Raw genomic sequence first — 15038 nt, 5'->3', positions numbered from 1 at the left:
TGCGGTTCAGCCGATCTGCGCGTTCTTGGAGACGGTCACCTGGTCGATGTCGGAGGTCCGCACGGTCACGGCCACCTCCCAGTCGCCGGCCACCGGGATCTGCACCCCGCTCGCCGACCAGTGACCGGTGGTGATGTGGTCGGGTGCGACCGGCAGCGGTCCGATGTCCTTGGCCTCCTGGGTCAGCGCCACCTTGACCTCGGGGACGTCGACGGCGGTTCCGTCCGGGCCTTCGACGTAGAGATGCAGGGCGTTGGCGCCGACTCGGGCGGGGTCCAGCTCCACCCGTACGAGGCCCTTGCCGTTCTGGCCACCGGTGTCGAACGGTATGTCCAGTGTCACCGCTCCGGTGGAGGGGGCGGACGGGGCGGTCGACGACGCGCCGGTCGCCTGGGCCTCCTCCTGGGTCCGGCCGGGCTCGGTCTGGGTCAGGACGGTGGTCACGGCGAGCAGGACGACGGCGATGCCCGCCTCGGCGAGCACGGAGCGGCGCAGTCCGAGGCGGTGCGGGTCGGCGTCACGCTGCCGCTTCTGCCGGGCGGCGTCCACGGCCGCCCGCTGCCGGGCGAGCTGGGCGGCGCGCTGGGAACCCCCTGAGCCCTTCGAGCCCCCGGACGCGTTCGAGCCCCCGGACGCCTTCGAAGCACCGGACGCGTTCGAGTCCCCGGGAGCCTTCGAGCCTCCGGACACTTTCGAGTCCTCCCTGGGCGCCTTCGAGGCACCGGGCCCTTTCGAGCCCCCGGATCCCTTGGCGGCACCGGACGCCTTCGCCCCGGTCTTCTCCCGCTGGCGTACGGCCTTGTCCCGCTGGCGTACGACGACGGGCGCCGTGTCCGCGAGCCGGGCCGTCCAGCGCCGCGAGAAGTAGGCGATGCCGACGAGCACCGCCACGAGACCGATCTTGGCGAGCAGCAGCTGTCCGTACCGGGTGTCGGTGAAGGCGGTCCAGGAGCCGAGCTGGCGCCAGGACTGGTAGGTGCCGGTCGCCACCAGCGCGACCACGCTGCCGAAGGCGACGGCCGAGAACCGGCGTACGGCCGCGGCGGGCACCGGCGTGTCGGCGGGGCCGCGGTACAGGACGACGAGCAGTGCGGTGAGGCCGCCGAACCAGGTGGCCACGGCGATCAGGTGGATGACGTCGACCGGCATGGCGAGGCCCGCCTGGAGGCCGACGGAGGCGTGCTCGGACATCGCCCAGGTCGCCGCGAGACCCGCCGCCACGACGGTCCCGCCGACGGCGAGGCCGAAGGTGATGTCCCGTCTCTCCTCGTCCTCGCGCTTGTCGTAGGCACCGAAGAGCACGGCGACGAACAGCGCCGCCGCCGCGAGCAGCAGCAGCCGGGAGACCAGCGCGGCGCCGGTCTTGGTCTGCAGCACCTCACCGAGCAGGCCCAGGTCGAAGACGTCGGCGAACTTCCCGGAACCGGTGTAGGAGCCGCGCAGCAGGAGGAGGAGCAGCGTGGCGGCGGTCAGCGCCAGCCATCCGGAGACGGTGAACCGCTGCACGACCCGGACCCCGGCGCCGCGCGGCCAGCAGGCGAGCACGAAGGCGGCACCGCCCACCAGGACGGCGAACCCGGCGTACGACACGTACCGCCCGACGCCGTACAGCGCGCCGATGAACCCGCCGCCCGCCGCCTGGGCGGTGGCGGAGACGGAAGTCTCGGAGGGGGCGCCGACGGAGAAGGTGTAGGCGCCGGCGACGGGGTGGCTGTCGGCGGAGACGACCTGGTAGGTCACCGTGTACGTGCCGTCGGGCAGCCCGGCGTGCAGTTTCACGGCGTACGTGGTGCCGCCGGTGCCGGACGGCCCGCCGTCGTCGACCCGCTTGCCCTTCGGGTCGAGGACGCGCACCGAGTCGTCGTCCATGGAGACCGACTCGGAGAAGGTGAGCGACACCTGGGCCGGAGCCCGGTCGACCACCGCCCCCTGCCGGGGGTCGCTGCCGGTGAGCGCGGCGTGGGCGGAGGCCGGTCCGGCGCCTGCCAGCAGCGCGCAGGCCGCGGCCAGGAGCAGCAGCACCAGGGTCCGGACGCGCGGGGCGGTGGTCTGCGTCAAGATGTGGTCCCTCCTTCAGTGTCCGGTGTGCTCGGAGTGTGCGGAGTGCCCGTCGGCGGGCCGGTAGGTGGCCGCCTTCACGGGCAGTTCGACCGTGACGGGGTCGGAGTGGGCGAAGTGCAGCTCGACGGCGACCGACTGTCCCTGCTTCGGCTGCTGCCGCAGCTCCTCGAACATGAGGTGGTTGCCGCCGCTCTCGAACACGAGCTTCCCGTGGGCCGGGACCTCGAAGCGGTCGGACTCCTTCATCGTCCCGTCGACGGTCTCGTGCAGGGTGACTTCGCCCGCCTCGCTCGTGACGGAGGTCAGCTGGTCCGCCTCGTCGCCCTCGTTGGAGATGGTGAGGAACCCGGCCGCCATCGAGTCGGAGACCGGCTGCGGTATGTAGCCGCCACCGACCGAGAGCTCGGCCCCGGAACCCGGGGAACCGGAACCCGAGCCCGAGGAACCCGAGCCCGAGGCGTCGGAGCCCGACGCACCGGAGTCCTGGCCGCCGCAGCCCGCGAGGGCCACGGCGCCGATCACCGCCAGCGCGGCAAGGGCGGGGCGGCCGCGCCTCACGGGTTCTGCCCCTTGATGAGCTTGGGCAGGTCCTTGGTGTAGTCGTCGACGGTGGCGTCCTCGCCGTAGAGGACGTAGCCCGCGTCGGACTTCGGGGAGAAGGCGACGACCTGGGTGCCGTGGGTGGATACGATCTTGCCGTTCTTGTCCTTGGACGGCGGGTCGATCGAGATGCCGAGGGTGCGGGCGCCGGCCTGGATGGTGTCGAAGTCGCCGGTCAGGCCGACGATCTGCGAGTCGATGCCCTTGAGCCACTTGCCGAGCGCGGCCGGGGTGTCCCGCTCCGGGTCGGTGCTCACGAACACGACCTGGAGTTCGTCCTGCTCGGCCTGGGACAGCTGCTTCTTGGCCACGGCGATGTTGTTCATGGTCAGCGGGCAGACGTCGGGGCAGTGGGTGTACCCGAAGTAGACCAGGGTGGGCTTCCCGGCGGTCTGCTCGCGGAGGTCGTACTCCTTGCCCCGGGTGTCGGTGAGGACCAGGTCGGGCTTCTCGAAGGGCTTGTCGAGGACGGTGGCGGCCTGCTGGCTGGTGTCCTCGGAGACCACGGTGGCGGGCTTGTCGCTGTCGGCCCCGCTGCCGCAGGCGGACAGCGTGAGGGTGGCGGCGGCGAGCAGGGCGGCCGCGGCGAATGTCTTCTTGCGCATAGAGATATGTCCCAGATGTGAAGTGCTCCGGTGCGCGCCGGGTTCCGTCGCGAGGACGGGGACGCCCGGCGCGCACCGGACGTGAGATGCGTCGGCGGGGTCGCGCCGACGCACCGGTGCGGGCGTTGCTACGCCGACGCACCGGAGTCGCGCCGGCGGCCGGCCAGCACGCCGTAGGCGACGCCCGCCGCACCGACGACGATGCCGACGATGCCGAGGACCCGGGCGGTGGTGTCGCTGCCGTCACCCGAACCGGAGTCGGAGGAGCTGTCGGCCGCGGTGTTCTGGGCCGCGGCCTCGGCGTCGTCCCCGGACTTCGCGCCCGACGCGCCGTGGGCGTCGCCCTCGGCGGCGGCCAGCTCCAGCACGGGTGCCGGGGTGTCGGGCTCCTCCTGGCCCTCCTGCGGCACCTCGATCCAGCGCACGACCTCCTTGTTGGAGTACGTCTGGACGGCCTTGAAGACCAGTTGGTCGGTGTCCTCGGGCAGCGCGCCGAGGGAGACCGGGAACTTCTGGAAGTAGCCGGGCTCGATGCCCTTGCCGTCGGCGGTCCAGGTCACCTTGGAGACGGCCTCGGTGATCTGCTGGCCGTGCGACTCAAGCGGCTTGTCCAGCTTGGACTTGGTCACCTCGGCCTTCCAGCCCGGTACCGGCTCCGGCATCACGGACGCCAGCGGGTGGTCGGTGGGGAAGCTGACCTCCAGCTTGGTGGTGGAGGCGTTGTCGCGTTCGTTGGGGACCTTGAAGTCCACGACCGCGTAGCCGCCCTTGGCGGCGGTGCCCTCCGGCTGGACGCTGACGTGCGCGAACGCGGGGGCGGACAGGGCGAGGACGGCGATGCCGGAGACGGCGCCGGCGGCGGCGATACGGGAAGCCTTCATGGATGGGCACTCCGCTTCGGGTGGGCATCGCACCGGGTAGCGGCCCGGTGGCGACGACGGTGGACGTGACAGCAGATGACAGCAGGTCACAGCAGGTGACAGCAGGTCACAGGAGTGAGTCACAGACGTCACGGGAGGAAAGCGCGCACGCGCGCGTGCCGCACGACGACGGCACCTCCGGCCTCCGACTCCGGCCGAGGCCGGGCCGACAGGGTGGAACCAGGTCGGGCCGGCGCGCCGGGAACGGGCTGGCGGTCGCGTCGTGTCAGGCGGCGAGGGCGAACTCGTCACCCGGCGGGCCGCGCCTGATCACCGTGTGCTGGAGTGCCGCGGTGCACGGCCGCGGCGGCGCCGGGCGGGCGGCCCGCGGCGTCCGCGGACCCGTGCCGGGGGCGCCCGCGAGCCCGGCGTGCAGGGCGCGCACCAGGGACAGCGCCGCGCGCAGAGCCCGTACGAAGGCGGCCTCGGCCATCGTGTGGGCGGAGTGCGCCGACAGCTCCATGAGCCGGGCCAGGGCCAGGTCGCCGCGGCGCAGCAGCCACCCGGCGGCCAGGGCCGCAAGGACGTGGCCGAGCAGCATCGGCAGCGACGGCAGCAGCGGGACCGGGGCGCCGAGGGCGTCGGCGGGATGGTGCGCGGCGCCGGACACCGCGTCGGGCGCGATCCGCGCGTCGTCGAGGATCCGCTGGGCCTGGGCCGGGCTGATCGCCGCCGCGGTGGTCCCGCAGACCAGCCGTGCGGCCTGCTGCACGAGGGAGGCGTCGGACAGGGTGCCCGCGGTGCCGGTGGACGCGATGGCCGTACCGGACGCCGCGGCCGCGGTGGTGCCGTGCTGGCCGAGACCGAACAGGGCGTGCAGTGCGGTCTGCCCGACGGCGAGCAGCAGGGCGATGCCGGGCAGCGAACGCCGCCGCCCGGCGAGGGGCACGGCGACCACGACCGCCCCGAGGAAGCCCGTGCCCAGCGACCACAGCGGAACGGCCGCGCAGGAGGCGAGCGTGTGCCCCGCCGCGGCCAGCACGACGCAGACCGCGGCGAACACCGCGGCCCGCAGGATCCGGAGGTCGTTCCCGGAACGCGCCGATGGCGGGTGGGGGGCAGTCATGGCGGCCTCATCATCGCACTGACGTCCCCCGCGCGGTACGGCAGGTCCACAAGATGCCGTACGTCCGCAAGGAGGCCCCTGCGACCGGAAGGGACCGCGTACATCCGGATTCGGGTGGAGGGTCACGCTCTGGTACGAGGCGTCCCGCATACACCCGCCGCTGGCGGGGCGCATCCGCCAGATGAGCGGTGTCACGGGCGGGGTGGGCTTACGTCCCGTGGTGAGCGGCAATACGTATCGGTACGTCGAGCCGCGGCCGGGAGGCTGGAGCATGAGCATCTGGTGGTCACTCCATTTGCGGCGCGAGGCTGCGAGCGTGCCCCTGGCCCGCCGCCTGCTGATCGGCACCATGGAGACCGCGGGCGTCGACCCCGACATCTCCTTCGACCTCTCCGTCGCCCTCAGCGAGGCCTGTGCCAACGCCGTCGAGCACGGCGGGGACGATGCCTTGGGCGGGCCCGCGCAGGCCTACCGCGTCACGGCCTACCTGGACGGCGAACGGTGCCGCATCGAGGTCGCCGACTCGGGGCCCGGCTTCTCCTCCGTCGCGGCGGGCGCGGCCGTACGGATTCCCGTGGCGTCGGCCGACGCGGAGAGCGGGCGCGGCCTGGGTCTCATCCGGGAACTCGCCGACCACGTCCACATCGGGGGCGCCCCGGGCCGCTCCGGGTCCGTGGTGAGTTTCGACAAGATCCTCAAGTGGCGGGAGGGCACACCGCTGATGGCGGTGTAGCACCGCCGGCTCCCTCCAGTGGTGGCAACGACGGCACGACGACGGCCGGACACCCTTTACGGTGCCCGGCCGTTGGTCGTGCGTCGGTGCGTCGGTGCGTCGGTGCGTCGGTGCGTCGGTGCGTCGGTGCTGTGGCGCGTCGGCGCTTCCGGCCGTCAGCCCTTGAGCGCGGCCATCCACTCCTCGACCTCGTCCGACCGGCGCGGCAGCCCGGCGGACAGGTTCCGGTTGCCGTCGGCGGTGACGAGGATGTCGTCCTCGATGCGCACACCGATGCCCCGGTACTCCTCGGGCACGGTCAGGTCGTCGGCCTGGAAGTACAGGCCCGGCTCGACGGTGAGCACCATGCCGGGCTCGAGCGTGCCGTCCACGTACGACTCCACGCGGGCGGAGGCGCAGTCGTGGACGTCCAGGCCGAGCATGTGACCGGTGCCGTGCAGCGTCCAGCGGCGCTGCAGGCCCAGCTCGAGCACTCGCTCGACCGGGCCCTCGACCAGGCCCCACTCGACGAGCCGCTCGGCCAGCACCCGCTGGGCGGCGTCGTGGAAGTCCCGGTACTTGGCGCCCGGCTTGACCGCCGCGATGCCGGCCTCCTGGGCGTCGTACACCGCGTCGTAGATCTTCTTCTGCAGCTCGGTGTACGTGCCGTTGACCGGCAGCGTGCGCGTGACGTCCGCCGTGTAGTACGTGTGCGTCTCCACGCCCGCGTCGAGGAGCAGCAGGTCGCCGGAGCGGACGGGGCCGTCGTTGCGGACCCAGTGCAGGGTGCAGGCGTGCGGTCCGGCGGCGCAGATGGAGCCGTAGCCGACGTCGTTGCCCTCCACGCGTGCGCGGAGGAAGAAGGTGCCCTCGATGTAGCGCTCGCTGGTCGCCTCGGCCTTGTCGAGGACCTTCACGACGTCCTCGAAGCCGCGCACGGTGGAGTCGACGGCCTTCTGCAGCTCACCGATCTCGAACTCGTCCTTGACCAGGCGGGCCTCGGACAGGAAGACGCGCAGCTCCTCGTCGCGCTCGGCGGTGACCTTGTCGGTGAGGGCCGCCTCGATGCCGGCGTCGTAGCTGCGTACGACGCGCACCGGGCCGGTGGCCTCGCGCAGGGCGCCGGCCAGCTCGCGGACGTCGGAGGCGGGAATGCCGTAGAGCTTCCCGGCCTCGGTGAGGGAGTGGCGGCGGCCGACCCACAGCTCGCCCTGGCCGTTCAGCCAGAACTCGCCGTTCTCGCGGTCCGAGCGAGGCAGGAGGTAGATCGTCGCGGCGTGGCCGTCGCCCTCGGGCTCCAGGACCAGCACGCCGTCCTCGGTCTGGTTGCCCGTGAGGTACGTGTACTCCACCGAGGCGCGGAAGGGGTACTCCGTGTCGTTCGACCGGGTCTTCAGGTTGCCCGCGGGGATCACCAGGCGCTCGCCCGGGAAGCGGGCGGACAGTGCGGCGCGGCGGGCGGCGGTCTCGGCGGCCTGGGCGATCGGCTCCAGGTCGTACAGCTCCGTGTCGGCCCAGCCGGACTTCATGCTCTCGGCCAGCTCGTCGGAGACGCCCGGGTACAGGCCGTTCTTGCGCTGCTTGGCCGGCTCCTCGGCCTCGGTCTCCGGGGTATCCGGATTCTCCGGGTTCTCCGGGGTCTCCGAGTTCTCCGGGGTGAGCTCCTCCGCCACGGTCATCCTCCTCGATACGGCACTGGACCACCCCCATCGTACGGACGTACGGAAGGGGGCCCAGGGGCGAAGGGCCTGTTACACGAGGGGGCTACCGTCCGTTATCCGTGGAGTGCGGGGTGTCAGTGACCGCTATTCGAACCTGACCGCCAGCAGCACCACGTCCTCCTCGGAGTCGGCCTCGGCCCTTCCGCCCGGCAGCACCGTGCGCAGTACGTGCTCCGCGACGGCGTCCGGATCGTGACGGGCGGCCCGGGGGACGCCGGCCGCGGCCGCGTGCAGCCGGGCGAAGGCGCGGTCGGCCGGGTCGCCGGTGCGGTGCAGCAGCCCGTCGGTGTAGAGCAGAACCGTCTCTCCGGGCTCGGCCTGCAGCTCCACACTGGGCGCCTCCCAGCAGGCCAGCATGCCGAGCGGCGCGGAGACGGACGTCTCGGCGAACTCCGTGCGCCGTTCACCGATCAGCAGCGGCGGGCTGTGCCCGGCACCGGCCAGGGTGATCCGGCGCAGCGCGGGCTCGCAGTAGCCGAACAGGGCCGTGGCCGAGCGGGCGGGTTCGGTGAGCCGCAGCAGCAGCTCCAGGTCGGACAGGACGGCGACCGGATCCTCGCCCTCCATCACGGCGTACGCGCGCAGCGAGGCGCGCAGCCGGCCCATCGCGGCGACGGCACTGGGACCCGACCCGGTGACGGAGCCGACGGCGAGACCGAGCGCGGCGTCCGGGAGCGGCAGCGCGTCGTACCAGTCGCCGCCGCCCCGCGGGCCCGTGCGGTGCCGGGCGGCGAGCTGGACGCCGGCCACCCGGGGCAGACGGGAGGGCAGCAGTTCCCCGGCCATCGTCGCCATGGAGGCGCGGGTGCGCTCGACCTCCAGGAGCCGGGCCAGGTGCTGTGCGGCGTACCGGGTGTAGAGGCCGGCGAGGTGGCGCGGCCGGGCGCCCGGTTCCGCGGGTTCGTCGTAGAGCCAGACGGCGGCGCCGAGCCGGCGGGTGCGCCCGGCGGACGGGCCGGCGCCCCCGGCGGTCGGCCGGGGGCCCACGGCGGACGCTCCGGTGTCCCCGGCCGTCGGTCCGCTGCCCCCGGTGGACGTTCCGGTACCACCGGGGGCCGGCCCCGCGCCTTCGACCGTCAGGGGGAGCGCGTAGCTGGCGGCGTAACCGAGGCGTGCGGCGACCTCGCGGTGGCGGGGGTCGAGGCCCTTCTCGGCGAGCAGGTCGGGCTCGGCGATGCCGTCCTCGCCGACCGGCAGCCCGTCCAGGATCCGGCCGTGGGAGAGGCAGCTGCGGGGCACGGTCTCCAGGTGGCCGAGATCGGCGCGGGCCAGTCCGAGGCCGACGGTGGTGTCGGGGCCCAGGCCGTCGGCCGGTTCCAGGACGACGAGTCCGCGCCGGGCGCCCACCAGGGCGGCTCCGGCGCGCAGTACTTCCTCGATGCCTTCGGACAGGGTGTCCGTACGGACCAGTCTCTCGGTCAGTTCGTGCAGGGTCGTGAGGTCCGAGACCCAACCGGCCAGCCGGTCCTGGAGCAGGGCACCGGGGGCGTCCGGGCCGGCTGCGGCGGACGCGACAGTGTGTGCGGGGGCCGGCACCGTTGAATCGATTCCGGCCACTTTCGCGGGGTGCGGGGCCTTCATGGCGTCCGGCTTTCCGACCGGTGCTTACTGCTCAAAAGCATCGCAAACCCCCATGTCATTCTGCGCCGCTGGCAGTGTCTCCACATGTACACGCACTCGTAAGGAGATGTCCAGCATTGTCCTGCTGGGTTTCCTGGTGTCCGCGAGGTGTGAGTGGCTTCCTTCCCGGACCCTTGCGGAAAAGCAAAGTTGGCTTGAAACTGCCCCGGAGGACGCCTTGTTGCGGTCGACTGGGGGTGCTTCACGGAGCGTCACAGCGGTCGTGATGGGTACGTACCCGGAGAAGACCAGGGGTGGTTGGGGGCCACCTGGAACCTGGCGACGGACCCGGGCGTCCTATCCACCGACGACCGAGCCCCATCCTCCCGTGGCGGAGGCCGAGAGAAATACGCGGGACGGCAAACGCCAGACTTCGCCACCCCCGCGCCACGTCCATGCTTTGACAGACGCAGCGTGGACGGAACCGTCACGGACGCAGTCAGTGCTCGACCCACAGGGGCCCATGGGCCCATGGGGGCCCACAGCGGTTCCCCGCCCTCGGCGGAGGCGTTCCTCTCGGGGACGTTCCCGGCGGGTCCCCGTGGCAGGGATGTGATGCGCCACCAGCTACGCACAGCGAATGCTCGACACATGGTGTGAGTGACCACGGTGTTGCCAGGCGTGCAACGGAAAGGAACGAGCGCTCATGCGCGAGATCCTCGGAAGGCGACGCAGGTTCTTGTCCCAGCACGACGACGGGCGGCCCGAGCTGATCGGCGCGGCGCTGACCTACGCGACGCAATGGCAGTGGCCCGTCCTCCCGGGCGCGGCGGCGGACCCGGAGGCGCGGTCGGGCTGCGGCTGCCCGGATCCGGAGTGCGCGGTGGCGGGTGCGCACCCCTTCGACCCCGGTCTCCTCGCGGCCACCACCGACGCCCGGATGGTGCGCTGGTGGTGGACCAACCGGCCCGCCGCGCCGATCGTCCTCGCCACCGGCGGCAGCGCCCCGTGCGCCGTCTCGCTGCCCGCCCTCCCGGCCGCCCACGCCCTGGCCGCGCTCGACCGGGTGGGCCTCCGTCTCGGTCCGGTGGTCGCCTCGCCCACTCGCTGGGCGCTGCTGGTGCGGCCGTACTCCATGGAGCAGCTCGGCGAGCTGCTCTACGCCAAGGACTTCGTCCCCGGCTCCCTGCGCTTCCACGGCGAGGGCGGTTACCTGGCGCTGCCCCCGTCCGAGACCGGCGCCGGCGCCGTCCGCTGGGAACGGGCGCCGCTGCCCGGCTCGGCCTCGCCCTGGGTGCCCGACGTCGAGGCCGTCGTGGACGCGGCGGTCGACGCACTCACTCGTACGGGTGTGAGCGCGCCCGAGTTCTAGGGGCGTCCGGCGCGCGCGGGAGTCCGTGCCCGCCCGCCGTCGTTATCGTCCGCCCCATGCCGCTTCATGCAGGGGAGCACCGCGCCGTCGGGCCGCACCGCCGCGTCGGGCTGCACCACCCCGTCCGGCTGCACCGGTCCGGCGGGGTGCATCGTGCCGGTCCGGGCCGTCGGCGGGTCTGCCTGTGCGGGTTCGTCGGCTTGGCGGTGTGCGCGGTCGTACTGCCGTTCGCGGTGGCATCCGCGGGGCCTCCGGGTGACGGCGGGCACGACGCCCCCGCGACGGAGACCCGGATCCTCGCGCAGGACGGCGACGACAAGGCGCCCGAGGGGCCGGGCCGCATCCCCGCCGGGATCCTGCCGCCCACCCGTGCCCCGCTGCCGCCCGGACCGGCCACGGCCGTGCGCTGCGGTCCCGAACTCACCTCACCCGGCGGTGTCGAGGCCCAGACCTGCGTCCTGGTCCAGGGCACGCAGACCTGGGCGCGGACCTACTACCGCAACGTCACCGGCATCCCGCTCGAGTCCGTGCTGAGTCTCATCGGGGACGACGGGCACAGTCTGCGGACCCACTGCGCGGTGAGCGCCGAGGACGCGCCGGGTACCTGCGAGACGCCGCGGAAACGCGCCCCGGGCGGGGCCGCCGGGTACACGGCGGTCGCGGAGTTCGCGAGGCGGGCCGGGTACGGACCGCTGCTGCTGAGGGCCGGGAGCAACGGCGACGCAGGGGTGACGGGTGCCGCGGGTGCCGACGCCGCCGGTGGTGCTGTCGGTGCTGTCGGTGCTGTCGGGGACAAGGGTGACGCGAGCGGCGGAGACGGCACGGACGGCAGCGTCGTCCCGGACGGCAACTCACCTGCAGAAACGGGGAGTTGACGGCCGACTGCGGTGCGTGTGCGGCCGAGCGCACGGAAAGACCCGGTTGCTGGCGACGGGGGATGCACCAGCAACCGGGCTACTCGAACGGTAACAAGAGATCGGCGGTTAGCAAATTCGATCTTTTGGTTTCCGGTCACCGACTGGCCTGTCCGTGCCGGGAGTTGTGACTGGTGTCACCAGCTCCCGCCCCGGCCCCCGGCCCCCGGAGGGCGTTACGGCGGCCGGCGGATGGCGGGCGTGCCGTCCGGGACTTCGCCGGGACGCCGACCGGAACACCCGTCGGGCGGCGCGTCAGCTGAGGGTGACCTGCCGGTTGGTCAGGCCGCCACGCGCCCGGCGCTCGTCGTGGGTGAGCGGTGCGTCCGTGGCCAGGGCGCCGGCGAGGCGCTCCGCGAACTCGGCGGCCGGCTTCTCGACGTCCTGTGCGGTCGTGTCGCTCGGGAGGTCCCACACCGGCACGGTGAGCCCGTGGGCGCGGAAGGAACCGACGAGGCGCGTGCCCTCCCCGAGGGAGGAACCGCCTGCGGCGTGCAGCCGGGCGAGAGCGTCCAGAAGGCGCTCCTCCTCGTGGGGCATGACCCAGCGCAGGTGATTCTTCTCCGGGGTCTCGCACCAGTACGCGGCGTCCACGCTCTGCAGCCGGACGGTCGGGATGGCCGCGGCGTTGGCCCGCTCCAGGGAGGCGGTCACGTCCGGCGTGGCGCTCTCCGGGTCCGGCACCCAGAACTCGAAGCCCGGGTGCACCTCTGGCTCGAAAGCTGCGCCGGGAGCGAGCAGGTCCTGCAGCCGCGGTCCCTCGGCCGGTGCACGCCGGCCCTGCACCGGCGTGCCCGGATCCGCGGCCAGCGCCCGCTGGAGGGTGTCGGCGAGGTCGCGGCTGATGTCGCCCGACGCCGTGTCGTTCTGCAGGCCGAGGAGGACCGAGCCGTCGTCGCGGCGCAGGGCGGGCCACGCCATCGGGAGCACCGTGGCCAGCGTGACGGAGGGGACGCCCTCGGGCAGACCGTCGCGCAGCGTCAGCCCGGCCGTGGCCGCGGGCACGAGCTCCCGCAGCGCCACCCAGTCGCACTCGCCGGCCAGCCCCTCGAAGGGGCGGTGCACCAGCGCGGTCGTGGCCTGTGCGGCGGCCCGGCCGTGACAGGCCTTGTACCGGCGGCCACTGCCGCAGGGGCAGGGCTCGCGGGCACCGACGACCGGGATCTCGGCGTCGTCGAGCTGGGGCCGCTTGGCCTTCGTCTGGGGTCGCTTCTTGGCCATCGTGGGTGTCTCCCGGTTACGGCTCTACTCGTACGGCGCGAGCCTAGCCGTTCCCGCTGCGGCCGACGGGGCCCTGTGGACAACGCACCCACGGGGGCACCGGCCGCGGGCTCCCAAGTCCCGCAGCACGGCGAAGGCCACGGCATCCCCCCCCCGGCCACGGCGCCGACGCCGACGCCGGCACCTCAGCCTCGGACTGCGAGCAGGCAGCCGGTGGCCACTGGGGCCGCTTCTCCAGGCAGTCAGCCCAACTCGTCGAAGGCGTCCGCGAAGTCCAGGCCGGGGATCTCCGACACCGCCGGTGCCGATATCCGGGCGGCGAAGTCGTCACGGCGGTGTCCGGCGTCCGGGTCGTGCACGTCGTCGTGGACGACGACCCAGACCGTGACCTCGCCGCGTGCGTCGTCCCGTACCCCCCAGTCGTCGGCGAGCGCGGTGATGATGTTCAGCCCGCGGCCGCCGTGCGCGGTGACCGAGGGCTTCGCCGGAGCCGGGCGGGTCGGGCCGCCACCGTCCGTGACCTCCACCACCAGTCGGCCGCCCGCGTCCACCTGCCATGCGGCTCGCACGTCGCCGTCCCCGGCGAGCGCGTCACCGAGTGGTCGGCCGTGCTTGCAGGCATTGCTCAAAAGTTCCGAAAGGACCAGTACAGCGTCGTCGATGACCGATTCCGCCACGCCGCCTCTGCGCAACTGATCACGCATGCGGTGTCTTGCTTTCCCCACGCCCGCAGGACCATGGGGAACGGCCATGCTTGACGACGCGGGCACTTCCTGTGCCACCACCAACGCCACCCCCGAGACCTCCTTCGCCCCACGCCACGGTGTGGATGCCCCTCCGGCCTGAGCCGGAAACCGGCCCGTACCCGCCCAGTGACGCATTCGACACGGCCGAACACGCACCGAACGCGCCGGAGCACACCCCGTAATCACATGGCTCGATTTCGTCGGTGTGGCCGAGACCGGAGAATGCGCCGGACGGGCCGCCGGGTCAAGGCTCAGGGGCGCATCAGCGGCCCAGGTCGTTGAGGCGGTCCAAGTGCTCCAGGACGGAGCGAGGCCGGTTGGTGATGATGGCGTCGACCCCCAGGCCGGCGCAGAGATCCACGTCGGTGGTCTCGTTCACGGTCCATACGTGCACCTGATGCCCGGCCTGCTTCAGTCGCTCCATGTAGGCGGGGTGGTTGCGCACGATCCGGATGGAGGGGCCCGCGATCCGGACACCCGCGGGCAGTCGGCCGTCGCGCAGCCGGGGTGAGACGAACTGCATCAGATAGACCGTCGGCAGCGTCGGTGACGCGGCGTGCACCCGGTGCAGCGACCGTGCCGAGAAACTCATCACCCGCACCGGGGACTCCTCGGCCGAGGCGGGGGCGTCGAGCCCGAACCGCTTCAGAAGCAGCAGCAGCCGCTCCTCGACCTGCCCCGCCCAGCGTGTCGGGTGCTTGGTCTCGATGGCCAGCTCGACCCGCCGCCCCGCGTCGGACACGAGCTGGAGCAGTCGCTCCAGGGTCAGGACGGAGGTCTCCTCCCGGTCCTCGGGCCGGTGCTCCCAGTCGGGCTGCTCGTCGCGCGTGCGCCAGAACTCGCGGGTCCGGCGGGCGCCGAAGTCGAGGGCGGCCAGGTCCGCGAGCTCCAGCGCGGAGACCGCGCCCCGACCGTTCGACGTACGGTTGACGCGCCAGTCGTGCACGCAGACCAGGTGGCCGTCGGCGGTCAGGCGCACATCGCACTCGAGGGCGTCCGCTCCGTCCTCGATCGCCTTCCGGTACGCGGCGAGCGTGTGCTCGGGGGCTTCCTCGGAGGCTCCGCGGTGGGCAACGACCTGAATCCGGTGCTGTCGTGCGTGGGTCACCGCGTCATGGTGCCACCGCGGGCGGGTAGACGTGCCGTCGGCGGAATCGGCAGCGCGTCCGTTTAGTCTTGGATAACCCATATAAAGGACGGTCGGAGACCCACAGCAACCGCTTATGGTGCTCTGACGGCTCGTGGGAAAAGCTGAAGGCATACAAGAACACCGGCACGTCCGCATCGCGCCGGACCGTGGAGCGGCGCGTGAGTGCCGCTGAGCGCGACCGGGGTGACCGACAAACAGCCGTGGAACGAGGAGAGAAGCTGTGAGCACCGAGAACGAGGGCACCGCGGTACCCCCGGCCCAGTCCGCACCTCCCGTGCCGGTGGATGCTCCCGCTGCCTCCGCCCCGCCCCGGGCCCCGGAGTCCCCGACGGCTCCCCCCGGCGAGGCCCCGACCGCACAGCTGCCTCCCACGGCGGCGCAGGCGGGCAC

Annotated in this window: 13 protein-coding genes; 3 read left to right on the top strand and 10 right to left on the bottom strand. The window is 72.9% G+C overall.

Annotated features, from left to right (window positions below; all coding sequences use genetic code 11):
• Positions 1-6 precede the first annotated feature (6 nt).
• The 5 genes from HZS56_RS07830 to HZS56_RS07810 form a co-directional block, all read right to left on the bottom strand.
• The gene (locus HZS56_RS07830) at positions 7-2058 is read right to left on the bottom strand and encodes a copper resistance CopC/CopD family protein (RefSeq protein ID WP_216719962.1); all 2052 of its coding nucleotides are present in this window, start codon (positions 2056-2058) and stop codon (positions 7-9) included.
• A gap of 15 nt (positions 2059-2073) precedes the next feature.
• Entirely contained in the window at positions 2074-2619 is a 546-nt protein-coding gene (locus tag HZS56_RS07825; RefSeq protein ID WP_216719961.1) for a copper chaperone PCu(A)C, read from the bottom strand.
• On the bottom strand, positions 2616-3266 hold the full coding sequence (locus HZS56_RS07820; RefSeq protein ID WP_216719960.1) for an SCO family protein: 651 nt from the start codon (positions 3264-3266) through the stop codon (positions 2616-2618). Before HZS56_RS07820 ends, HZS56_RS07825 begins: the two co-directional genes overlap by 4 nt.
• A gap of 128 nt (positions 3267-3394) precedes the next feature.
• Positions 3395-4147, bottom strand: a complete 753-nt coding sequence (locus HZS56_RS07815) for a YcnI family copper-binding membrane protein (protein WP_216719959.1) — start codon at positions 4145-4147, stop codon at positions 3395-3397.
• 265 nt (positions 4148-4412) lie between these two features.
• Complete coding sequence (locus HZS56_RS07810; protein ID WP_216719958.1) at positions 4413-5252, bottom strand: hypothetical protein; 840 nt, start codon at positions 5250-5252, stop codon at positions 4413-4415.
• 271 nt (positions 5253-5523) lie between these two features.
• Here HZS56_RS07810 and HZS56_RS07805 point away from each other — a divergent pair, with 271 nt between their 5' ends.
• The gene (locus tag HZS56_RS07805; protein WP_216719957.1) at positions 5524-5985 is read left to right on the top strand and encodes an ATP-binding protein; all 462 of its coding nucleotides are present in this window, start codon (positions 5524-5526) and stop codon (positions 5983-5985) included.
• Positions 5986-6140: 155 nt separating this feature from the next.
• On the opposite strand, the gene HZS56_RS07800 is transcribed toward HZS56_RS07805, so the two are convergent.
• Both HZS56_RS07800 and HZS56_RS07795 read right to left on the bottom strand, forming a co-directional pair.
• The gene (locus HZS56_RS07800) at positions 6141-7637 is read right to left on the bottom strand and encodes an aminopeptidase P family protein (protein ID WP_216719956.1); all 1497 of its coding nucleotides are present in this window, start codon (positions 7635-7637) and stop codon (positions 6141-6143) included.
• A gap of 132 nt (positions 7638-7769) precedes the next feature.
• Positions 7770-9266, bottom strand: coding sequence for a PP2C family protein-serine/threonine phosphatase (locus tag HZS56_RS07795; RefSeq protein WP_216719955.1), 1497 nt, complete (start codon positions 9264-9266; stop codon positions 7770-7772).
• 685 nt (positions 9267-9951) lie between these two features.
• Here HZS56_RS07795 and HZS56_RS07790 point away from each other — a divergent pair.
• Together HZS56_RS07790 and HZS56_RS07785 are read left to right on the top strand one after the other, a co-directional pair.
• On the top strand, positions 9952-10617 hold the full coding sequence (locus tag HZS56_RS07790; protein ID WP_216719954.1) for a bifunctional DNA primase/polymerase: 666 nt from the start codon (positions 9952-9954) through the stop codon (positions 10615-10617).
• Positions 10618-10673: 56 nt separating this feature from the next.
• Positions 10674-11492, top strand: coding sequence for a hypothetical protein (locus HZS56_RS07785; protein WP_308408019.1), 819 nt, complete (start codon positions 10674-10676; stop codon positions 11490-11492).
• 294 nt (positions 11493-11786) lie between these two features.
• Here HZS56_RS07785 and HZS56_RS07780 read toward each other — a convergent pair whose 3' ends face one another.
• The 3 genes from HZS56_RS07780 to HZS56_RS07770 all read right to left on the bottom strand — a co-directional run bounded on the left by HZS56_RS07780 (position 11787) and on the right by HZS56_RS07770 (position 14606).
• A complete protein-coding gene (locus HZS56_RS07780) occupies positions 11787-12752 on the bottom strand; it encodes a DUF5926 family protein (RefSeq protein ID WP_216719953.1) in 966 nt (321 codons plus the stop codon).
• 242 nt (positions 12753-12994) lie between these two features.
• Positions 12995-13633, bottom strand: a complete 639-nt coding sequence (locus HZS56_RS07775; RefSeq protein WP_216719952.1) for an ATP-binding protein — start codon at positions 13631-13633, stop codon at positions 12995-12997.
• 127 nt (positions 13634-13760) lie between these two features.
• Positions 13761-14606 (bottom strand): glycerophosphodiester phosphodiesterase family protein, encoded by an 846-nt coding sequence (locus HZS56_RS07770; RefSeq protein WP_216719951.1) that lies wholly within the window; start codon positions 14604-14606, stop codon positions 13761-13763.
• Positions 14607-15038: the final 432 nt, after the last annotated feature.

It is taken from the genome of Streptomyces mayonensis (assembly GCF_018982965.1).
GTDB lineage: Bacteria > Actinomycetota > Actinomycetes > Streptomycetales > Streptomycetaceae > Streptomyces > Streptomyces mayonensis.
Note: the sequence above shows the minus strand (reverse complement) of the source record. Positions and strands in the feature narration are given on the sequence as shown.